Below are 22,479 nucleotides of genomic sequence, written 5' to 3'. Positions count from 1 at the left end.
TGTAATTGTATTAAACCACAAAAGTATATACAACTATCAAATCATAAAGTTATGCCTTCAAATATTTAATTTAGCATCGAAATAGAAATTGGAGGGAGTTTTTTTTAGATGTCAGACATTATTCAGCTTTTACCGGATGCCGTTGCCAACCAAATTGCCGCGGGCGAAGTAGTGCAGCGACCGGCTTCTGCGGTAAAGGAATTGGTTGAGAACGCTATTGACGCAGGTGCAGATAAGATCCAGCTTATTATTAAAGATGCGGGTAAATCACTGATCCAGGTTATTGATAATGGCTGCGGGATGAGCCTTACCGACGCCCGCATGTGCTTTGAGCGGCATGCAACTTCAAAAATACGCAAGGCCGAAGATCTGTTCGCGATCCGTACCATGGGTTTCAGGGGCGAAGCCATGGCGTCTATCGCCGCTATTGCCCAGGTAGAGCTGAAAACCCGCCGCCATGAAGACGAACTGGGCAGTTGTATAACTATTGAAGGCTCTGAAGTGATAAGCCAGGAACCATGTGCTGCTAACGCGGGCACATCAATCTCTATAAAAAACCTGTTTTATAATACCCCTGCCCGCCGTAATTTTTTAAAGAGCAACCCGGTAGAGATGCGGCATATTATTGACGAGTTTCAACGTGTGGCCTTAGCACATCCCGAAATCTTTTTCACCCTTCACCATGATAGCCAGGAAGTTTATCATTTGCCGGGCACAACGCTTAAACAAAGGATAGTACACCTGTTTGGCAATAATTATAACCAGCGGCTTGTACCGGTTGAAGAAGATACAACCATTATTAAGCTCCGCGGCTTTGTAGGTAAGCCTGAGTTTGCACGTAAAACCCGCGGCGAGCAGTTCTTTTTTGTAAACAACCGCTTCATCCGCGATTCGTACCTTAATCATGCTGTAACAACAGCGTTTGAAGAACTATTGCCGGATGATTGTTTTCCGTTTTATGTGTTGTTCATCGATATCGACCCTTCAAAAATTGATATCAACGTACACCCTACCAAAACTGAGATCAAATACCAGGATGAAAAGGCTATTTATGCCATAATCCGGTCGGCAGTGAAGCGGTCATTGGGCAGATATAACATTACGCCCAGCCTGGATTTTGACCAGGAAAACAGTATCGAGCACCTGATAACCCCCAAACCATTTGAGGAGATCATCGCCCCTACTATTTCTTTCAATCCAAACTTTAATCCCTTTGCCGATAAAGCAGAAAAACCCAGGCAGGAGCACCCATTTTTAAGGGAGAGCGGAGGTTATAAAAAAGACCCTATTCCACAAAACTGGGATACTTTGTATGAGATCAGTAAAAAGGAAACCCTTTTTCAGCACGAGATCCACGAGGAAAAAACCATAGCGGTTGATGAGCAGGATGTAAGTAAACCAAGCGAGCGGCAACTGTTCCAGATTCATAACCGGTTTATCCTGTCGCAAATAAAATCGGGCTTTATGCTCATTAACCAGCAGGCCGCGCATGAGCGTATTTTGTACGAACGCTTTTTGCAGCAGCTGCAAAATCATTCGGGGGTGAGCCAGCAAAGCTTATTTCCGCAATCGGTAACACTAAACGGTGCCGATTTTGAGTTATTGAAAGAGCTTTTGCCTGATATCCGGTCGCTGGGTTTTGACATCCGCGAATTTGGAAAAAACACTGTGGTAGTAGAGGGGATCCCGGCCGAACTGAACAACGTTGGCGAGCATGAGCTTTTAGAACATTTACTGGAAGGTTTTAAAAACAATATGGCCATCCTTAAATTAGATAAACGGGATAACCTGGCCAGGTCACTGGCCCGTAACGGCGCTATTAAATCAGGAACCAAGCTATCCCTGGAGGAAATGAACCAGCTTATCGACCAGCTTTTTGCCTGTGAGTCACCTAACCAGGCATTGAATGGTAAGCCCGTAATCAGTACCTTTACGATGAACGAATTAATGGAACGATTTGAAAAATAGCCCCAGGCTAAATTATATATGAACGGATACAATCAATCGCCTTTTGCTAATCTTACACCTGTTGTTAAAAACCTGTTGATCATAAATGTAATATGCTTTTTGCCATTTGTATTGTTCAGGCAATTTTATGAAACAACCGTAGTACATTGGTTAGGTGGCTTTTACTTTAACTCTCCTTACTTCGAGCCTTGGCAGATCGTTTCCTATATGTTTTTACATGGTGGCTGGGAGCATATTTTCTTCAACATGTTTGCCTTGTTTTCTTTTGGCCCTATTGTGGAATATGCTATCGGTTCAAAAAGATTTCTTAACCTCTATTTTTTATGCGGAATAGGGGCAATTCTGTTTCAAATTGCGGTACAGGCTATAGAGGTGCATGGTATAACTGGCGGTTTTACCATTGCTCATCCCTTGCTTCAGTCATCTTATTTAGACTATGGTGCAAATGCGCAAAAACTTTTTGATATTTATACTACACCTATAGTTGGAGCTTCCGGAGCGATATTTGGATTGCTTATTGCCTTTGGCATGCTGTTCCCAAATCTTGAACTGATGATATTGTTTATACCCGTACCCATCAAGGCTAAATATATTATACCGGTATATGTAGTGATAGAATTATTTTTAGGGGTAAAGCAATTTTCCGGAGATTCGGTGGCGCATTTTGCACACATTGGCGGCGCGCTTATCGGGTTTTTACTGGTTAAAATTTGGCGATTACAACGGCCAAACAATTTTTATTAATAACAGTAGTTATCTTTGTAATACAGCTTTATTATGAGCACCCTTTGGCAAAATATCCACTACAAAATGCTGCGCTCCGGCAATAGGCTGAACCTGCTTATCGGCATTAATGTGATTGTTTTTCTGGCGATAAACATTTCGGCAATAGTTGAACAGTTACTAACGCATTTTGGGGGAAGCATCATTTTACTTTATGCCGATAAATATTTAAACATGCCGGCATACCTGCCCGATTTGCTGAAGCGTTTTTGGACGCCTTTAACCTATATGTTCATGCATGCAGGTATACTTCATATCCTGTTCAATATGCTTTGGCTATATTGGATGGGACAAATATTTGAAGAGTACCTTGGTAATAAACGTACTATAGGCTTATACTTAATGGGCGGCCTGGCCGGTGCTTTGTTATACCTGCTGGCCTTAAACGTGCTGCCTGCATTTACCAGTGCTAACGCTGCACAGAACAGTACTATTGTTGGTGCATCGGCCAGTGTAATGGCCATTGTTGTGGCAACGGCCACCCTGTTGCCCAACTACACCATATCATTAATTTTATTTGGGCCGGTAAAATTAAAATGGCTGGTATTTGTAATTCTGGTTATTGATTTTTTGGGTATAGTTGGTGCAAACGCGGGCGGCGAAATAGCCCACCTTGGTGGTGCTTTAATGGGATTTGTGTATATTAAGCAATTACAAAAAGGCCATGATTGGGTGGGCGGAATAGCCGGGCTGTTTAAACGGAAACCCAGGTTAAAAGTGGTTTCAAATAATATGGGTAAAAACGCATCCGACTACCCGCGCCAGGAAGAAGTTGACCGTATTTTAGACAAAATATCGCAATCGGGCTATAATAGCTTAAGCAAACAGGAGCGGGAAATTTTATCGCGTGCAAGCAAACAGGAATAAATGATAAAAAAAAAGCAAAGTATTTTTAGCAGGGTGTTGTTATGGATAAACCTGTTTTTCTGTTTTGCTTTACTAATAGGATATTTAGCCCCCTCGGTTGATCCGCGCAAGTATTGGTTATTCGCTTTCTTCGGCCTTGCCTATCCTCCTATACTGTTGGTTAATATAATCATGATGCTGTATTGGCTGCTGCGCAAGCGCTGGCAGTTTTTATTTTCGCTGGTCAGTATTTTAATTGGCTGGGGAGTACTTAATAACAATATCGGGTTCAGATTTAAATCAAGTTTTTCGCTGCCCCCCGGGCTCAACGTTGTACATGTCATGACCTACAACGTGCATAACTTTAAACATTTTGGCTTCAATAACGATATATCAACCAAGCATGAAATCCTGGAGATCATCAATAGCGAGCAGCCGGATGTGATAGGGTTCCAGGAGTTTTATACCCGCAATAAAGGGCAGTATGAAACACGTGATTCGATCAACAAAATATTAGGCAGCAATAACTTTTACTTTGAACCCTTTAGTTTTAACAGCCGTGAAGCCATTGGCATGGCTATCTTTTCGAAATTCCCTATTCTATCAAGAGGGATGATCCGCCTTGCGGCCGACAGAACATCTGGTAACCAGTGCTTATATGCTGATATAAAAAAGGGGGATAAAATTTTTAGGTATTATAATATCCACCTGCAATCCATCAATTTTAACCCGGACGATTATAAATATATCGACAGCGTATCAAAAAAAGGAAAAACCGACATTAAATCAACCAAGCGCCTGGGGAGCAAGCTTAAAATAGCTTTTATGAAAAGGGCCGAGCAGGTTTTTAAAGTAAAGGCGCATGCTGCCCAATGTCCATATCCTTATATTATAGCCGGTGATTTTAATGATACCCCATCATCATTCGCGGTTAACCAAATGGCCAAAGGCTTAAACAACTCATTCCGCGAAAAAGGTTCAGGCTTAGGGCGCACATATAACGGCGACTTTCCCAATTACCAGATAGATTACATTATGAGCAGCCCGCAATTCTCAGTTTTCAACTACAAGGTGATCGAGAAAAAACTGTCAGACCATTATCCTTTACGCAGCGATCTCGTACTGAATTAACATAGGTCATTGCTCTTCGTTTGTAAAAATAAACCTGAAAGCCGGCAGGCAGTAACTTAAAATTGAAAAAATCGTAAGTTTGCGCTCATGCAACAAAATTTGTTTGTTTACAACACTTTAACCCGTAAAAAAGAATTATTTAAGCCCATTAACACGCCGCATGTTGGCATGTATGTTTGCGGGCCTACTGTTTATAGCGATGTTCACTTAGGCAACTGCCGTACTTATATATCTTTCGATCTTATGTTCAGGTACCTTACAGCTATTGGCTACAAGGTACGCTACGTACGTAATGTGACCGATGCGGGCCATCTTGAAGGTGATGCCGGCGACGAGGGTGAAGACAAAATTGCAAAAAAGGCCAAGCTTGCACAGCTTGAGCCAATGGAGATAGTGCAAAAATACACCGTTGGCTTCAGGGATGTGATGAGGATCCTGAACAACCTGCCCCCAAGTATTGAACCTACAGCTACCGGCCATATCATTGAGCAGATAGAAATGGTGAAGGAAATACTTGCCAGGGGCTATGCTTATGAGGTGGATGGTACCATTTATTTTGATGTTGAAAAATATAACAAAAGCCAGGATTATGGCATATTAAGCGGCCGTAATCTCGAAGACCTTTTAAATAATACCCGTACGCTTGGCGGTCAGCAGGAAAAACATGGCAAGCTTGATTTTGCCCTGTGGATAAAAGCCAAGCCCGAACACCTGATGAAATGGCCTTCGCCATGGGGTGTGGGCTTTCCGGGTTGGCACCTGGAATGCTCGGCCATGAGCCAGAAATACCTGGGCAGCCACTTTGACATTCATGGCGGCGGGATTGATCTTGTGCCAACGCACCATACCAATGAAATTGCCCAAAACGTAGCTTGCTGCGGTACCAACCCGGCCAATTACTGGGTGCATACCAATATGCTTACGGTAAACGGCCAAAAAATGTCTAAATCATTAGGCAACAGCTTTTTACCGCATGAACTGTTCAGCGGCGAAAACTCGATACTTAACAAAGGCTACAGCCCCATGACGGTAAGGTTCTTCATGCTGCAGGCCCATTACCGTAGTACACTTGATTTTGGCAATGAAGCTATGGAAGCATCCGAAAAAGGGTTTAAACGCCTTATGAACGCCTTTACCCTGCTAACCGACGGATTGAAAGCATCTGCCACTACCGAAGTTGAAATAGCATCATTAATGGAGCGTTGCTATGCCGCTATGAACGACGATTTTAACAGCCCGGTTTTAATTGCCGAGCTCTTTGAAGCATCGCGCATTATCAATTCGGTATATGATGGTAAATTGAAAATTGATGCCGCTAACCTTGAACAGTTAACCGCGCTTATGAATTTATTTGTGGTTGAAGTACTGGGTTTACAAAATGAGCAGGCAGCTAATGACGATCTGCCAAAAGTGTTAAATTTTATCGTCGATCTGCGCAGCGGTGCTAAAGCAAATAAGGATTATGCCACGTCGGATAAGATCCGTGACGGTTTATCACAGATAGGTTTCCAGCTAAAAGATAGTAAAGAAGGTACCACCTGGAGCAAAGCCTGATAACAGGACATGATTTTAAAGCGAGTTGTAGTAGCTGAATAATTTAGCTAAGGCAGCATCGCTTTTAAAATTAACTTTGTTGGTTTTGATATACTCCTGCATTTTATCGCCCTTGTCGCTCATTGCTGCTAGGATGGTTTTTTGCGACGGCCTGATCTTTGTCATTTGGTTATTGGCAAAAATGTAATAGCTGTTGGCCAGCGTGAAGGTTTTGGTGGTCACCTGCGAAGCAAAACCCGTTGACTCAAGTACTTTTTTCTTGTAATAACGGAGCAGTTTTACCTTCCCGTCTCCCACTACCTGGTAAAAAGTTTTTGGGGTTTGATCATCCACAGCCGGGAAGCCGCTGCTAAAGTTCATATCCGTTTGGTCACTTTCTTCAAGCGCAATGCCTTTTACTGAAAAACCTTTCACCGGGTCAACAAAGGCCTGTACCGATGAATCCCGGGGGCTCTTAAACAAAAGTTCATCCCCGTAAATATTATAGTTCAATATTGCATTAGCTGTTTTGCCGTTAACGAAATAAACAGTGCCATTCAGCCAGTTATCGGTAAGGAGGGCGCTGCCTTGTATGCCATCATTGGTTTTAAGATAATATGGACGGCCGGTATAATCAGAGAGATATTGCGCTTTTGCCTTTACACACAGTAATAAAAGTACAAATACGCAGTATAGCATATACTTTTTCATGAAAGCAATTTATATTGATTTAAACAAAAACAGATTAGTTGGGTTATGAAGTTAAGTGTTTTTTTATTCAACTTCATTATTAAGTAAATTTAAATATTTACGTGTATTTTATATGATCAAACCCGCGCCCTGCAATTATTTGCCCATATCTTCGTTTCAGGATAAAACAAAAATAATGCAATTGTTAAATTATGCTATGCTGTATAATGCATTTTGACTATTGCGTTTCCGACTTAAAATTTATTACTAAATTGCTCCCTAAAACCCGAATATAAATATGAAGAAAATAATATTAGCTGCTACATTTATTGGTTATAGTGCTTTTGCCCTGGCGCAGGACGCTGTTAATGTAAACAAGGTAGTTAGTGTTGAACAAGCTTTTGATAAGTTAGTTGAACGTAAAGGAATAAAAGATGGTTTCCTGGCAGTTGCCGATCCCGATGGCATCATATTTAAGCCCGATGTAGTAAAGATTGTTGATTTTTATAGTAAGATTGATAAACAGGCCGGCAAGCTTAGCTGGCAGCCCAAATTTGCCCGGATCTCGGCCAATGGGGACCTGGCTTTCACCGCGGGCCCTTATATATATCAAAACGGCAAAACTGATGATGATAAAGTGTTTGGCGATTATGTATCTATCTGGCGTACTAACGCCGACGGTAAATTAAAGCTACTCATCGACCTTGGTATCCAGCATCCTGAAGCTGAGGAAGAAGTTGTTACCGATTTTAAAGAACCCGACCCGGCGCACCGTTCAGGCCCAAGTAAGGATCCATTCGGCGCCAAAAATGTTATTATTGGTACCGATAAAACATTTAATCATGGGTTAACATTATCAGCCATGGCCAGCTATAAGGAATTTTTAAGCCCCGAAGGCCGCTATTATTTCCCCGGCTTTCCGCCAATGACCGGTACCGATGTGGTGATGAAGTTTATCAATAACGAAGCCATCAGCATCACTGCCGAAACTACCGATGGCGGCCGCGCCGCGAGTAATGACCTTGCTTATACCTATGGTCACGCCCGCATTACCAAAGGCAATGTTGTTGGAAACTACAATTATGTAAGGGTTTGGGAAATTGACAAAACAAAAAAATGGAATATCCTTCTTGAGATTTTCTCACCTATTGAGAATGAGTAATAGAGATTAGAGGTTTGTTGTGAGAGATTAGAGACTGGAGATCAGAGATTAGGGTAACAGGTTACCCGTAAGGACGCGGGCGCAATAAGTAATAGAAAGGCCTTGTAAACTATAAATTACAAGGCCTTTTTACTTTATCGACTATTAAAAACTAATCTTCAACCACTTCTAACCAAACCTCTGATCCCCAACCTCTAATCACTAAAATCAAAACAACTGCTCAATAATATCAGCTGCTGATAATCCTTCGGCTTCCGCATGATAACTGCGCACTATACGGTGGCTTAAAATAGGTTTGGCCACTGCCTGCACATCTTCAATATCGGGCGAGTATTTACCGTTAAGTACCGCGTGGCATTTAGCACCTAATACTAAAAACTGCGATGCTCGTGGTCCTGCGCCCCAGCTTAGCAAGCGGTTAATTTGTGGTGTGGCAAACTCGCTGTTTGGGCGGGTTTTGGATACCAGCTTCACCGCGTACTCCATCACATTATCGGTAACCGGGATATTGCGCACCAGTTGCTGAAAATAGATGATCTGCTGGGCGTTTAATATTTTATTTACTTCTGCTTTAGTAATACTGGTGGTGTTCTTAACAACCAGCAGCTCCTCTTTAAATGAAGGATAGTTGAGGGCTACATTAAACATAAACCTGTCCAGCTGTGCTTCGGGCAATGGATAAGTACCTTCCTGTTCAATAGGGTTTTGGGTAGCCAATACAAAAAAAGGCTGTGCAAGTTTGTGTGTTACGCCGGCTGCGGTAACCGCTTTTTCCTGCATGGCCTCAAGCAGGGCTGCCTGCGTTTTTGGCGGTGTACGGTTTATCTCATCGGCCAGGATAATGTTTGAAAAAACCGGCCCGTGGATAAATTTAAAATTGCGGTCTTCACCTAATATTTCAGAGCCAATGATGTCTGAAGGCATCAGGTCGGGCGTAAACTGAATCCTTTTAAAGTCAAGGTCAAGCACCTGCGATACCGTTTGCACCAGCAGGGTTTTTGCAAGCCCGGGCACACCAACCAATAAACAATGCCCGTTACTGAAAATAGAGATCAGCACAAATTTTATCACTTCATCCTGGCCTACTATTACCTTACCTATTTCGGCGCGGATTTGCTGGTAGGCCTGTTTTAAAGCGTTTGCGGCTTCTACATCAGAGCTGTGTTGCATAAATTATTTAGATGATGATTTGGTTTTGGTTTCGGGTATTACAGGCGAGGGATTGGTATTTACCCATTTCTTCAACACATCATATGCCTGATATTCTTTATCAATTTTAATGAAAGTTTCCTTGCGGCGTTTTTCGAACCATTGAGATACAGTTCTGTTAACCTTATCATTATAGGCATATTCCTTAAGTTTAGGGAAATCCTGCTCTAAATTAGCTTTATGGGCATTTGTGGCCGATTTAAGCATCAATATTTTGTAGCTCTTTTTACCATCGGCACCGGTAAACAGATCAGGTTTTGAAATGCTGCCGATTTTCATCGTATCGGTAATAAGCGCCACTTTAGGATCAAGTTTATCGGTAGGGATAAATGTTGAACGGCTTTGTACGTCTTCGGCATTAAGGATCATACCACCGTTGTATTTAGTGTCTTTATTGTCTGAGTAATAGGCTGCAGCGCTTGAAAAATCGACACCTACATTTTTATCTTTTATAAGTAAGTTATAAATACTATCGGCTTTTGCTTTTGCCCTATCCAAACTGGCCTGGGTAACAACAGGTGTAATGAGGATATGCCTCACGTGAACCTGTTCGCCGCGACGCTCAATCACCTGTAAAAAGTGGAAACCAAAATCCGTTTCAAATACCGGGGAAATTTCACCTGCTTTTAACTTGAAAGCGTTTGCGGTAAATTCCTTCACAAAAGTGGTACGGTCGGCAAACCCAAGGTCGCCTCCTTCAGGTGCCGAACCCGGATCCTGCGAATAAAGCCTGGCCAGTGTACCAAAGTCTTCGCCCTTTTTAACACGCTGCCTTAACTCTTCGGCCTTAGCTTTGTAAAGGTCTTTTTCTTCTTTAGTTAACTTAGGCTGAAAAACAATCTCACCAACTTCAACTTCTTTATTAAATGAAGGCAAGCTGTCCTTAGGGATTCCATCGTAATATTTTTTAACATCCTGAGGGGTAACATTCAGCTTCTCGGTAATGTGCTGCTGCATTTTTTGAGCAACCATCTGCTCTTTCAGGTCGGGCCTGATCTCATCTTTGTACTGGATAACCGAACGCCCTAAAAATGCTTCCAGTTTTTCCTGCCCGCCCGCGCGCTGTGTCATTTCGCGCATACGGCGGTCAACGTTGGCGTCAACATCTTCTTCCTTTACTTCAATACTATCAATTGCGGCTTGCTGGGCAAGCAGTTTTTGGGTTAACAAAGTTTGTAAAATTCGGGCTTTAACAGATGGGTCAGGTTGGTTTCCCTGTACCAGGAAGTTAGCGTATGACAGTTCAATGTCTGATAGCAATATTGGGCTGTTACCAACTACCGCTGCAATTTTATCAAGCGTTTTGCCGGGTGTGGGGGCAATAACCGAATCGGCTTTAACCAGTTTTTTTGCTGCTGTATCTGATGCTACCTGTGCCTTTGCAAATGTTATTGTTAAAATAAAACTTAGTACTAATACTCCTAACTTTCTCATGTAACGCTGTTATACTAAATAAAACGGGATAGTTAACCCGTTAAAAACTACGAATTTCGGTAAAATTTATTAATTATAACCGAACAAATATTTTCTGCAAAACCAACCGGCTATAATTGTGCTAATATGCCTATAAAGCTTGAAACCGTTTAACTACTTTTGGTTAAAATTTGTTAAAGTGAAAGTTGAGAACCCTGCCGCGTTTCGTTTTTTGTTAGAGGATGAACTTTACCTGCTCAATGCAGATAAAATGTTGTATGATAAAATTACTGAATCAGAACCTGCCGCGGCGGTACCACTACCTCCTGTAACTGAAAATGCCAAACCGGCCCCGGTAACCATTATCCCATCTTTAACTCCTGAACCTCAGGTAGTAATAAAAACGCCGGTTGATGAATTTAAGTATTTGGGTAAAAACTTAAAGAATTTTTTGGTGCTAACATGGTATAAAAATGCCGGGTTTATAATAGCCGAACATTTAACCGCCCTTGAAAATATCTTGAAGCGTAAAGAACTTAGCCCCGACGACGTGGCGATATTCAATCTGGCAAATTACAGTGAAACCAAATTTAGCCAGTTGAAAACATTTTTTAAACCAACCAAGGTACTGGTTTTGGGAGGGGATGCCCTGCCACAGGACATAAAGGTGCTTAAACCAAATAAACCGGTAACCTCAAACGGGATCACTGTGCTTTACAGTTATTCATTTGATGAGATGATGGATAATGTGGAGTATAAAAAAACCTTTTGGGAGTTGGTTAAAACATTATAAATAAAACACGCCACTAAGATATATGCAATTAGTTTTTGCTACCAATAACCGCCATAAGCTTGATGAGGTTTCGGCCAAGCTCAATGGCGCTATCCAGTTACTAACCCTGAACGACATTGGTTATCATGATGATATTGAGGAAACAGGTACAACTTTTAAAGCTAATGCCTCTATCAAAAGTCACCATGTGTATGCCGAATATAAGCTTAACTGCTTTGGCGATGACAGTGGGCTGGAAATTGACGCCCTGAACGGAGAGCCGGGTGTATACTCGGCCAGGTATGCAGGTACCCACGGTAACCACGCCGCCAACATTAGTAAAGTACTTGATAATTTAAAAGGTGAAGCAAACCGAAAGGCCCGCTTCCGTACCGTAATTTCCCTGATCTGGAACGGCGAAGAGTACTTTTTTGAAGGAACGGTTGAAGGCACCATCCGGCAAGAGCCGAGTGGTAATGGCGGTTTTGGCTATGATCCTATTTTTGAACCGGAAGGTTACGACATTACTTTTGCCGAAATGAGTATGGACAAAAAAAATAGCATTAGCCACCGTGCAAAAGCAATGGAAAAGTTGATCGCATTTTTAAATGAAGCTGGTGAATAATCATTTTAGTACACTCAGCCTCAACTTAGCGCGTTACAATAACAGTTATTTATAAATAATAAAGGTGCTTTTTTTCTAATGGTAAAACGTTTAACTAAATTTATTCGATATTAGCAGGAAGAAACGAAACCTTAGTGGTGTAAGCCCCGTAAAATAGAGCTATAAGGAATAACCTATGAACATTATTAAGCAAATCGGTAAAATTTTATCGGAAAGGGATACCAACCCTAAGTTTATTAATAGCCTTAAAAAAGTTCGGGAAGCCGACCAGATTGCCGAATCAATCAATAAAAGGTTAACTGAATTAGAAAAACGCACCCGCCAGCAGGCGGTGAATTTATAATTACACACTTTGGCAGGATTTATGCTATTTATGCATAAAATATACTGTCATGAAAAAGTTAATTCAGACCTCAATCGCAATCTTTTCACTTGTTTTGGTCATTTCGGCCTGCTCGTCAACCAAAAGCACAACTACGTCTAATGTATCGCGCGGTAAATTTGTTGGTACCTGGACCTGCAATAATGTAAGTTACGACGGCCTTGTACAAAATGCAGTACAGAGCGTATTTGATCAGGCTCCCCCCGAAGCCTTTATTGGCAGCACATGGAAGCTCACCAACAGTGGTAACGGTATCTACACTTTAACCAACGGAACATCGCAAACCATTTTCTGGTCGGTTTATAACGGTGGTACAACCGGTACACAATTCCAGTTCAAAAAACTTTTTGAAGGCGATAAAGCCAAAAACGTATCCGAAGGATATCGTTTGGATATTGCCAGCAACGATGGCTCAACCATGACCTTGAAATCGCCTGTTACCGTAGGCAATACCACCGGATACATTGTATATTCGTTTACTAAAAACCCTTAATTGAGGTTAAAGCTAAAAGGCGAAAGGTTAAAGGTTTCCTTTCCAGCTGATAAAATGAAAAAGGCGAAGTTCGGAATATCTCAAACTTCGCCTTTTTCATTTTCAGCGCGAGGCCAAACCTTTCACCTTTTACCTTTATCCTTTCACCTTCTTACTCGGCTGGTGCAAATTTTAAGCATACCGGGTTGCCGATATCAACTCTGATACCTGTTTGGGCAAGTTTGCCGGTGTTTTGATCTATTTTGAACACCCACATGTTATCGCTGTTCTGATTAGCTACTATCAGGAAATTACCTGTTGGGTCGATAGCAAAATCGCGTGGGTTTTTGCCATAGGTGGACTGGCGCGCTACAAAAGTAAGCAAGCCTGTTTCCTGGTTAACAGCATAAATATTGATCTCGTTGGTTTCTAAACGATTTGAAGCATACAGAAAACGGCCATCAGGCGACAGATGAATAGCGGCACCTGCAGTTTGGCCGGTAAAGCCATCTGGCAGCATGGTAATGGATTGTTTCTGTTTCAGCTTGCCGTTATTGTAATCAAACGCGATTACGTTCGATCCCATTTCAGTTACCAGGTAAACAGTTTTTTTATCAGCCGAAAACTCCAGGTGCCTCGGGCCTTCTCCTGCGGTAACACTTACAAAGGCCGGTGTTGCGGGTACAATACGGGGCTCTTTTGAAGGGCGGTAGCGGTAAACATTCATTTTATCGGTGCCAAGGTCATTATACAATACATATTTTTCATCGGGTGTCAGGACCGCCATATGCGCGTGTGCAGATTCCTGCCTTTCCTTGTTTATGCTATGGCCATCATCATGTACCGTTTGAATTCCGTTAGCTATTGAACCATCTTTATTCAAAGGCATTACCGCAACGTTGCCGCTTGAGTAGTTAGCTATGATCAGGTTTTTTTGTGCTTTGTCAACAGATATGTGACATGGGTCGGCGCCCAGTGTTGATTGCTTGTTGATAAAAGTCATTTTGCCCGTTTTGGGCTCAAACGAAAATGCGCTTACCTCGCCTTTAGGCAGTTCGTTAACCGCGTAAATAAATTTATTATTGGCGCTCAACGTTAAATACGACGGATTATTTACGCCATCAATCTCACTGAGATAAGCCAGTTTGCCGGTTTCGGCATAAAAACGGTATACCACAATACCTTTACTTTTGCCGGTGGTATAAGTACCAACCACCAGGTCGAAAGTTTTAGGCCCTGTTTTTTTATTTTGTGCAAATGTTAGCGCCGGTGAAAGCATAGCTATGATCAAAAGAAATTTTTTCATGGTCGATTATATAAGGTCTATTTAATTAATTCACAAATAGCAAAAATACTGACAATCATATAGCTTTAAGCTTTATGCATTCAGCTTAGCCTTACAATTATTGCTGTGCAAGATAACAAAATAGACAAAAAAAATGCCCCGCTGTTTAACGGGGCGTTTTATTATTTCATCAGGTGTTTTAACTGTATCACCTCTTTTTCATCAAGGTAACGCCAGCGCCCCCGTGGAAGGTCTTTTTTGGTTAGGTTGGCATAAACCACCCTGTCCAGTTTTACCACTTCGTATCCCAGGTGCTCAAACATGCGGCGCACAATACGGTTTTTGCCGCTGTGGATCTGGATCCCAATTTCACGTTTTGATCCGCCGGCTACATATGATACCGCGTCGGGCTTAATTACGCCATCTTCCAGCTCAAGGCCGAAAGTTAATTTATTCAGGTCGCCCTGGGTTAAGCTTTTGCTCAGTTCAACCTGGTATAATTTAGTAATGCTGTTACGCGGGTGCGATAGCTTATCGGCCAAATCACCATCGTTGGTCATTAATAATAAACCGGTGGTGTTACGGTCAAGACGGCCAACGGGGTAAATACGCTCGCGGCTTGCCTTTTCAACCAGGTGCATTACGGTACGGCGCTCCTGCGGATCATCTGTAGTTGTGATATAATCCTTTGGCTTATTTAACAATACATAAACCATTTTCTCGCGTTTCAGCGTTTCGCCGTTATATTTAATAGTATCCTTAAACGGATCAACTTTGGTACCTAATTCTGTTACCACTTCGCCGTTTACGGATACCACGCCCGCGGTAATCAGCTCATCGGCCTTACGGCGTGAGCAAATACCCGCGTTTGATATGTAACGGTTCAGGCGGATCAGCCCATCGTCTTCTGATTTTTTTGCAGGAGAATTTTTACGACTGCGCATGGTTTTAGGGGCATCCTGTTGGTTTTCCCTATCATGCGGTCTGTGTGCCGGCCTTTCGCCAAATGGTGATTTCTCTTTAAAACCGCCTTCGCGTTTTTTGAAGCTGCCCTCGGTTCCTCTTGGTGCAAATTTACGTTCGCCCCCTGCATCACCGCCAAAGCTTCTTTTAGGCTTGCCCTCAAAACTTGCTGATGAACGGGTACGTGGAGATGAGTAAGGTTTTTTTTCGCCTTGTGCTTCGCCGCCGAAACTTCTTTTCGGCCTGTCGTTATCACCGGTTGTTGGCCTGCCGCTGTAAGGTTTACGCGGGCCGCCACTAAATGACTTCCTTTCGCCTGCGCTGTCGCCGCCAAAATTTCTTTTTGGCCTGTCGTCGCTGTCGGAAGCAGGCCTGCCAGAGTAAGGCCTTGGCTTAGCGCCTGATCTTTTAGCGCCAGATGATTCCCCGCCCCTAAAATTGCTTTTGGGCTTATCGTCACTGAACCTGTTGCTTTGGAATGTTTTTTCCGGCCTGGAAAGTATTTTTTTCTCTCCGTTTGGAGTAGCTTTACCTTTTGGGGTTGATGCTGATTTTTTTGGTCGGTCGTCGGATCTTGAACTCCTTGATGACGACTTTCCGGGTTTGTCGTCGCGACTACCTGCTGGTCTCTTAAATACCATAATTTTTTGTTTAGCGCTTTCGCAGCGTGAGGGTCAAAGTTACGCTTTTTTGCCAATTTTTATCTAAAAAGATCAAAAAAATATCCGCTTGGAAAATCGCCGTTTAAACGGTTTTAAACGCCGTTTTTGAACCAAAAACCAACTCTAAAAAAGTTAGCAAAACGGTAAGTATTTGATTATGTGATCTGTATAGCCTACCTTTGCAGCACATTCTACCAAATGTATAGTTAAATGATAGGAAAAGAAATGATTAAAAAACACTTACTTACGTGCTCCGTAACACTGGTGCTGGTTCTCATTTCAGAGCTTAATATTTTCGGTACAACGATCATCGAAAAGGCTGCAAAAGCGGCAACTTTAAGCGCCCGAACCTCAGATTTTATTTTTCTCAAAAGCTCAAAGGCAGTTGCTTACAACTTTGCCAATGAGGCTTTACCAGTTAATGACGCAAGGGTTACGCGTAAACTCAACAAATCGCTCAGGCAGCACGACTATAAAAGCGTGCAAAGCAATATATTGCACCGCAAAGCCGAGCTATGGTTCCCCATTATCGAACCAATTTTGAAGTTTTATGGTATCCCCGAAGATTTTAAGTATGTACCGTTGGTCGAGTCAGGCCTTAAATCAGGTACATCATCTAAAGGAGCGTCGGGTTTTTGGCAATTTATGCCGGGTACTGCACGTACCTACGGACTTAGAGTAGGCCATGGTGTTGATGAGCGGAAAAACCTTCGCAAATCAACTATTGCAGCCTGCAAGTATATCAAAGAACTATACGATGAATTTAACAGCTGGACACTGGCGGCTGCCGCTTACAACAATGGCTCGATCAAATTAGCGCGCGCCATTAACAGGCAAAAAGAAGATAACTATTTTCGCATGAAGCTGAACCGCGAAACCGGTTCATATGTTTATAAGCTTATTGCCATGAAAGCAGTTATTGAGCAGCCAAAAGAGCACGGGTATGATAATTACTTTGTCATCCCGCCTGCATCACAGTTGCTGGCAATTAATTAACAGCAGGTAATCATACTGTAAATTAATTAAAAGATTACATTACGGAGCACTTTGAGGCTGGTCATCCACAGTGGATGATCGGCCTTTTTTGCTTATATTTGTAGCAAACTGTTGATGGTTTAAGCCAAAAATTTTAGGAAAGCAGGTTTTGTAAAAAACTGGTAACTATAATAATTAGCTTCAAACAATGTCAATAAATCCATATTAATAAAGTATGAGTACAAAACCTCTTGTTGACCTGGGCGAGCAAAGTGAAGTTGAAGTTTATGGTGCCCGGGTACATAACCTGAAAAATATAGATGTTTCCTTTCCTCGCAACCAACTGGTGGTAATTACCGGCTTAAGCGGCAGCGGTAAATCATCACTGGCGTTTGATACTATTTACGCCGAAGGCCAGCGCCGTTATATGGAAACATTTTCGGCCTACTCACGCCAGTTTATGGGCGGGATGGAGCGGCCGGATGTGGATAAGGTGTCGGGCCTGAGCCCTGTTATTGCTATAGAGCAAAAAACCACCAGCAAAAACCCGCGTTCCACCGTAGGTACTATTACCGAAATCTATGATTTCATGCGCTTGCTCTTCGCCCGTGCCGGCGATGCTTATTCTTACACCACCGGTGAAAAGATGGAGCGCATGAGCGAAGACCAGATCCTCAAAACTATCAGCGAAAAATTTGACGGGCAGCCAGTTAATATCCTGGCTCCGGTGGTAAAGGCACGTAAAGGCCACTACCGCGAATTGTTCGAATCCATCCGCAAGCAAGGATTTTTAAAAGTTTGGGTAGATGGCGCCATTGCCGATGTTGAACCCAAAATGCAGGTTGACCGGTACAAGATCCACGATATTGATATTGTGGTTGACCGTTTGGTAGTGAGTGAAAAAGACAGCAAACGTTTATATACTTCCGTTCAGCAGGCTTTGAAAATTGCCAAGGGCATTATCCGTATTGCCGATAAGGATAATAACGTATCCTATTATAGTAAATACCTGATGGACCCGGTTTCGGGTATCTCGTATGATGAGCCCCAGCCAAATACATTTTCGTTTAACTCACCTTATGGCGCTTGTGAAAAATGTAATGGCTTGGGCTATATTTTTGAAGTGGATGAAGCTTCGGTAATCCCTAATCCGAAACTGAGCATCATGAACGGCGGTTTAGCCCCTATTGGTGAATACCGCGAAACATGGATTTTCCAGGTGTTGAAATCGCTGGCTAAAAAGTATGAATTCTCGCTCTCAACCCCTATCGAAAAGCTGAACCGCGATCAGTTGGATATGATCCTGAACGGCGCCCCTGAAACATTGAGCGTTGCTGTAGAATATAACAAATGGAATGTTCAAAGCTACCAGATCACTTTTGAAGGGATTATCCGCATGCTGGAGGAACAGCAGGAACGCCGCAACGATGAAGGAATGGACGATATGGAGAACTATCGTGTACTCCGTACCTGCCCGGTTTGCGAAGGTGCAAGGCTCAAAAAAGAGTCGCTGCATTTTAAGGTAGATGGTAAAAATATTTTCGAGCTGGCCTGTATGGATATCAATCACCTGCAGGAATGGTTTGATGGCCTGGAAGACCGCCTTAACGAGCGCCAGAATGTGATTGCTAAAGAGATCCTGAAAGAGATCCGCGCACGTATAGTGTTTTTACTGGATGTGGGTTTGAGTTATTTAACGCTTGATCGTACTGCTAAAACCCTATCGGGCGGTGAAGCACAACGGATCAGGCTGGCTACACAAATTGGTTCACAGTTGATGAATGTGATGTACATTTTGGATGAGCCAAGTATCGGTTTGCACCAACGCGATAACGAACGTTTGATCAACGCCCTTAAAAATCTGCGTGATTTAGGAAACACAGTACTGGTTGTTGAGCACGATAAAGACATGATCCTGGAAGCCGACCACGTAATTGACATGGGCCCGGCAGCCGGTGTACATGGTGGCCAGGTTGTTGCCGAAGGTACTCCGGCGCAGCTAATGGAAAAGCATACGCTTACCACTTCATATATCAATGGCGAGCGGGAGATTGCGGTGCCCAAAAAACGTCGCGAAGGAAATGGAAAAACCCTGAGCCTGAAAAAAGCTACCGGTCATAATCTTAAAAAAGTATCGGTTGATTTCCCTTTAGGTAAACTAATCGGCATAACCGGTGTATCGGGCAGCGGCAAATCAAGCCTGATCACCGAAACTTTATACCCTATATTAAACCATCATTTTTTTAGGGCGAAGAAACAACCGCTGCCTTATGAAAAAATTGAGGGGTTAGAGCATATTGATAAAGTAATTGAGATAGATCAAACACCAATCGGCCGTACACCGCGCTCAAACCCTGCCACTTATACCGGGGTGTTTTCGGACATCCGCAATCTGTTCGTGGCACTACCGGAATCAAGGATCAGGGGATATAAACCAGGTCGTTTCTCGTTTAACGTAAAGGGCGGCCGTTGCGAAACCTGCCAGGGTGCAGGCATGAAGGTAATTGAAATGAACTTTTTGCCCGATGTGCAGGTACCTTGCGAAGAGTGCGGCGGCAGGCGTTACAACCGCGAAACGCTGGAAGTGCGTTACCGGGGCAAGTCCATCAGCGATGTGCTGGATATGAGCATTGAGGACGCTACGCCATTCTTTGAACACATTCCATCTATCTATCGTAAAGTAAAAACGCTGAACGATGTAGGTTTGGGGTATATCACCTTAGGCCAGGCCTCAACCACGCTATCCGGCGGCGAAGCACAGCGTGTTAAACTGGCTACCGAGCTATCTAAAAAAGACACAGGAAACACCTTTTATATATTGGATGAACCTACTACAGGTTTACACTTTGAAGATATCAACGTATTGTTAGGTGTACTTAACCAATTGGTTGATAAAGGCAATACTGTTTTGGTAATTGAACATAATCTTGATGTTATTAAAGTGGCCGACCACGTAATTGACCTTGGCCCGGAGGGCGGTTCGGGCGGCGGTAATATCCTGTTCTCGGGCACGCCTGAAGGTTTGTGCAAAGTAAAGAACAGTTTTACAGGTAAGTTTTTGAAAAAAGAAATGGGGTTATAAGCATTAATCAAAACTTCATAAGTTTATCTCTTAACGTAAAACCAAAACAACATGTACAGAAACTTGTACATGTTGTTTTGGTTTTATACCTTTATAAAAACTAATTTGAATGGAGATCACAACTTACACTGCCTTCAGGCAGCAACTAAAATCTTTTTTAGATAAGGTGCGGAATGATCATAAGCCTTTGGTAGTGACAAGTGCCAATGCCGAAGATATTGTTGTGATATCGAAAGCTGATTACGAAAGCATGGAGGAAACTTTCTATCTTTTAAAAAGCCCTAAAAATGCAGAAAGATTACTTCATGGTATCCAGGAATATGAAAAAGGTTTAGGCAAGGAAAGAAAGCTACTTGAAGAGTGAAGATAATTTTCCAAAACCCTGCATGGGAAGATTACCTTTATTGGCAAACGACAGATAAATCTATTTTAAAGAAGATCAACTCTCTTATCAAAGAAATAGAACGAACTCCATATGAAGGAAGTGGAAAGCCCGAACCTTTAAAACATAATTTAGCTGGCTGGTGGTCGCGCCGGATAAATCTCGAACACAGGCTAATTTACAGAGTAGAAGCAGACGCGATATTTATTCTGCAATGCAGATATCATTATTGATTATATTTTCCCTTTCCGTAGCTTTATCGTTTAAACAACACCCTCATGAAAAAAATACTACTCATGCTATTCATAGCAGGTTCGTTTGCAGCCTGTAATCAACCTAAATCAACAGACACCGCCAGCGGCATTCCAGCCAATAAGGATCTCGCCAAAGTTTTTGAAGATTATTTTCAGGACGGCTTAAAACTTTACCCGCTTAATGCAACCTACATTGGCGACAGGCGCTATAATGACTTGCTACCTAACGATGGCTCTGCTGAGTTTTTGAAAAAGGCGCATGATTATAACTCGGTTTACTTGTCGAAAGTGAAAAACTTTGACCGCGCAGAACTGAACGAAGACGATAGGCTATCATACGATATATTTACCTACGAGGTGCAACTGGCCCTTGATAATTTCAAGTATCATTTTGAGTACATGCCTTTTAACCAGTTTTATGCCCTGCCAATTACCATGGGGCAGCTGGGCTCGGGCTCTGGCGCGCAGCCCTTTAAAACGGTTGTTGATTATAACGACTGGCTGAAACGTTTATCTGCTTTCCAGATCTGGGCGGATACCGCCATCTCCAATTTTAACAAAGGCATCAAAACAGGCGTAGTACTGCCAAAATCGTTAGTTGTTAAAATGATTCCCGAAATGCAAGACCTGGTATCAAAAGATGTAGAAAAAAGCCTGTTCTACGGACCTGTTAAGAATATGCCGAAGGATTTTTCGGACGCTGATAAAAAACAGCTGACGGAGGCTTATAAAAAAGCGATAACTACCATAGTTAACCCAACCTACCAAAAACTGGCCGATTACCTGAAAAATCAATACCTGCCCCACGCACGTGCAACCTCGGGTTTTTCATCCCTGCCGGATGGTACTGCTAAATACACCTATTTAGTTAAACAACAAACTACTACCGATAAAACTCCGGAAGAAATTTACCAATTGGGTTTGAAAGAAGTTGCCCGGATCCGTGGCTTAATGGATAGCATCAAAACCAGTGTTGGCTTTAAGGGCGATTTGAAGGCGTTTTTTGAATACATGAAAACCGACCCTAAGTTTACTCCTTACAAAACCCCGAAGGATGTACTTGATGCTTTTGAAAACATTCACAAACGCATGGAGCCAAACCTGAAAAAAATGTTTAACCATGTGCCTAAAACCCCTTTCGAGATCAGGCAAACCGAAGCCTTCCGCGCGGCATCGGCCAGTGCCGAATATAACCAGGGTTCGGCAGATGGTACCCGTCCCGGTATTTTTTACGTGCCGATATTAGATGCCACTAAGTTTAACACCACATCGGGCATGGAATCGTTGTTTTTGCATGAAGCAATTCCTGGTCACCATTATCAGATTTCGTTAACCCAGGAAAACGCTTCATTGCCAAAATTCCGTCGCTTTGATGGCGGGGAAACAGCCTATGTAGAAGGCTGGGCGCTGTATTGCGAATCATTAGGTAAAGAGCTTGGCTTATACACCGATCCGTACCAGTATATGGGCGCGTTAGGCGATGAGATTCACCGGGCTATCCGTTTGGTTGTCGATGTGGCTATCCACACCAAAGGCATGACCCGCGAGCAGGCTATTAAATATATGATGGATAATGAAGCCATCAGCGAGCAGGGTGCAACCGCAGAGATTGAGCGTTATATGGCCATCCCGGGTCAGGCCTTGAGCTATAAAATAGGCGCGTTGAAAATCCGTGAGCTACGCACCAAATATGAAAAACAGTTAGGCAGTAAATTTAATATCGCCGAATTTCATGACCAGGTGTTAAAAGATGGCGCCATGCCAATGGCGGTTTTTGAGGCTAAAATGGATGCCTGGGCTGCGAAGAAGTAAGGGAGAATAATAATTTAAGCGCGTCATTGCGAGGAACGAAGCAACCCCCGATAGGCAGAGCCACTCTGTACAGTTCGC

General features: G+C 42.8%; 20 protein-coding genes. 15 read left to right on the top strand and 5 right to left on the bottom strand.

Annotated elements, in window-relative coordinates; translation table 11 throughout:
• Positions 1-108: 108 nt before the first annotated feature.
• From mutL to cysS, 5 genes are all read left to right on the top strand, one after another.
• The gene (gene mutL / locus BLP33_RS20385; protein ID WP_090532576.1) at positions 109-1,968 is read left to right on the top strand and encodes a DNA mismatch repair endonuclease MutL; all 1,860 of its coding nucleotides are present in this window, start codon (positions 109-111) and stop codon (positions 1,966-1,968) included.
• 18 nt (positions 1,969-1,986) lie between these two features.
• Positions 1,987-2,712, top strand: a complete 726-nt coding sequence (locus BLP33_RS20380; protein ID WP_090532574.1) for a rhomboid family intramembrane serine protease — start codon at positions 1,987-1,989, stop codon at positions 2,710-2,712.
• A 33-nt stretch (positions 2,713-2,745) separates the two neighbouring features.
• Positions 2,746-3,618, top strand: a complete 873-nt coding sequence (locus BLP33_RS20375; protein ID WP_090532572.1) for a rhomboid family protein — start codon at positions 2,746-2,748, stop codon at positions 3,616-3,618.
• Positions 3,619-4,728, top strand: a complete 1,110-nt coding sequence (locus tag BLP33_RS20370; protein ID WP_090532570.1) for an endonuclease/exonuclease/phosphatase family protein — start codon at positions 3,619-3,621, stop codon at positions 4,726-4,728.
• An 87-nt stretch (positions 4,729-4,815) separates the two neighbouring features.
• Positions 4,816-6,282, top strand: a complete 1,467-nt coding sequence (gene cysS / locus BLP33_RS20365) for a cysteine--tRNA ligase (protein WP_090532568.1) — start codon at positions 4,816-4,818, stop codon at positions 6,280-6,282.
• A gap of 15 nt (positions 6,283-6,297) precedes the next feature.
• On the opposite strand, the gene BLP33_RS20360 is transcribed toward cysS, so the two are convergent.
• A complete protein-coding gene (locus tag BLP33_RS20360; protein ID WP_090532567.1) occupies positions 6,298-6,972 on the bottom strand; it encodes a hypothetical protein in 675 nt (224 codons plus the stop codon).
• A gap of 277 nt (positions 6,973-7,249) precedes the next feature.
• Between BLP33_RS20360 and BLP33_RS20355 the strand changes: the two genes are divergently transcribed.
• Positions 7,250-8,113 (top strand): Cif family virulence factor, encoded by an 864-nt coding sequence (locus BLP33_RS20355; RefSeq protein ID WP_090532564.1) that lies wholly within the window; start codon positions 7,250-7,252, stop codon positions 8,111-8,113.
• Positions 8,114-8,320: 207 nt separating this feature from the next.
• Here BLP33_RS20355 and BLP33_RS20350 read toward each other — a convergent pair whose 3' ends face one another.
• Positions 8,321-9,283, bottom strand: a complete 963-nt coding sequence (locus BLP33_RS20350; protein WP_090532562.1) for an AAA family ATPase — start codon at positions 9,281-9,283, stop codon at positions 8,321-8,323.
• 3 nt (positions 9,284-9,286) lie between these two features.
• The gene (locus BLP33_RS20345) at positions 9,287-10,756 is read right to left on the bottom strand and encodes a peptidylprolyl isomerase (protein ID WP_090532560.1); all 1,470 of its coding nucleotides are present in this window, start codon (positions 10,754-10,756) and stop codon (positions 9,287-9,289) included.
• A 178-nt stretch (positions 10,757-10,934) separates the two neighbouring features.
• Here BLP33_RS20345 and BLP33_RS20340 point away from each other — a divergent pair, with 178 nt between their 5' ends.
• The 4 genes from BLP33_RS20340 (at position 10,935) to BLP33_RS20330 (ending at position 13,007) form a co-directional block, all read left to right on the top strand.
• Positions 10,935-11,528: a hypothetical protein gene (locus BLP33_RS20340; RefSeq protein WP_139160031.1), complete on the top strand. Its 594-nt coding sequence runs from the start codon at positions 10,935-10,937 to the stop codon at positions 11,526-11,528.
• 22 nt (positions 11,529-11,550) lie between these two features.
• Positions 11,551-12,132, top strand: a complete 582-nt coding sequence (locus tag BLP33_RS20335) for a non-canonical purine NTP diphosphatase (RefSeq protein ID WP_090532556.1) — start codon at positions 11,551-11,553, stop codon at positions 12,130-12,132.
• Positions 12,133-12,307: 175 nt separating this feature from the next.
• Positions 12,308-12,475: a hypothetical protein gene (locus tag BLP33_RS27525; protein ID WP_175490073.1), complete on the top strand. Its 168-nt coding sequence runs from the start codon at positions 12,308-12,310 to the stop codon at positions 12,473-12,475.
• Between the two features lie 49 nt (positions 12,476-12,524).
• Complete coding sequence (locus tag BLP33_RS20330) at positions 12,525-13,007, top strand: hypothetical protein (RefSeq protein ID WP_090532554.1); 483 nt, start codon at positions 12,525-12,527, stop codon at positions 13,005-13,007.
• Positions 13,008-13,158: 151 nt separating this feature from the next.
• Here the strand turns inward: BLP33_RS20330 and BLP33_RS20325 are convergent, their stop codons facing one another.
• Entirely contained in the window at positions 13,159-14,292 is a 1,134-nt protein-coding gene (locus tag BLP33_RS20325; protein ID WP_090532553.1) for a lactonase family protein, read from the bottom strand.
• A gap of 161 nt (positions 14,293-14,453) precedes the next feature.
• Positions 14,454-15,875 carry a pseudouridine synthase gene (locus BLP33_RS20320; RefSeq protein ID WP_090532552.1) on the bottom strand — a complete coding sequence of 474 codons (1,422 nt, stop codon included), beginning with the start codon at positions 15,873-15,875 and terminating at the stop codon, positions 14,454-14,456.
• A 246-nt stretch (positions 15,876-16,121) separates the two neighbouring features.
• On the opposite strand from BLP33_RS20320, the gene BLP33_RS20315 reads away from it, so the two are divergent.
• The 5 genes from BLP33_RS20315 (at position 16,122) to BLP33_RS20295 (ending at position 22,401) form a co-directional block, all read left to right on the top strand.
• Positions 16,122-16,892, top strand: a complete 771-nt coding sequence (locus tag BLP33_RS20315) for a lytic transglycosylase domain-containing protein (protein WP_090532855.1) — start codon at positions 16,122-16,124, stop codon at positions 16,890-16,892.
• A 214-nt stretch (positions 16,893-17,106) separates the two neighbouring features.
• Positions 17,107-19,953 carry an excinuclease ABC subunit UvrA gene (uvrA, locus tag BLP33_RS20310; RefSeq protein WP_090532550.1) on the top strand — a complete coding sequence of 949 codons (2,847 nt, stop codon included), beginning with the start codon at positions 17,107-17,109 and terminating at the stop codon, positions 19,951-19,953.
• Between the two features lie 109 nt (positions 19,954-20,062).
• Positions 20,063-20,317, top strand: a complete 255-nt coding sequence (locus BLP33_RS20305) for a type II toxin-antitoxin system Phd/YefM family antitoxin (RefSeq protein ID WP_090532548.1) — start codon at positions 20,063-20,065, stop codon at positions 20,315-20,317.
• A complete protein-coding gene (locus BLP33_RS20300; RefSeq protein ID WP_090532546.1) occupies positions 20,314-20,568 on the top strand; it encodes a Txe/YoeB family addiction module toxin in 255 nt (84 codons plus the stop codon). Before BLP33_RS20305 ends, BLP33_RS20300 begins: the two co-directional genes overlap by 4 nt.
• Positions 20,569-20,613: 45 nt before the next feature.
• Positions 20,614-22,401, top strand: a complete 1,788-nt coding sequence (locus BLP33_RS20295) for a DUF885 domain-containing protein (RefSeq protein ID WP_090532544.1) — start codon at positions 20,614-20,616, stop codon at positions 22,399-22,401.
• The last annotated feature ends 78 nt before the right edge of the window (positions 22,402-22,479 follow it).

The sequence above is a fragment of the Mucilaginibacter sp. NFR10 genome (genome assembly GCF_900100445.1).
In the GTDB taxonomy this organism is placed as follows: Bacteria; Bacteroidota; Bacteroidia; order Sphingobacteriales; family Sphingobacteriaceae; genus Mucilaginibacter; species Mucilaginibacter rubeus.
This window is presented reverse-complemented; position numbering and strand designations above follow the sequence as displayed.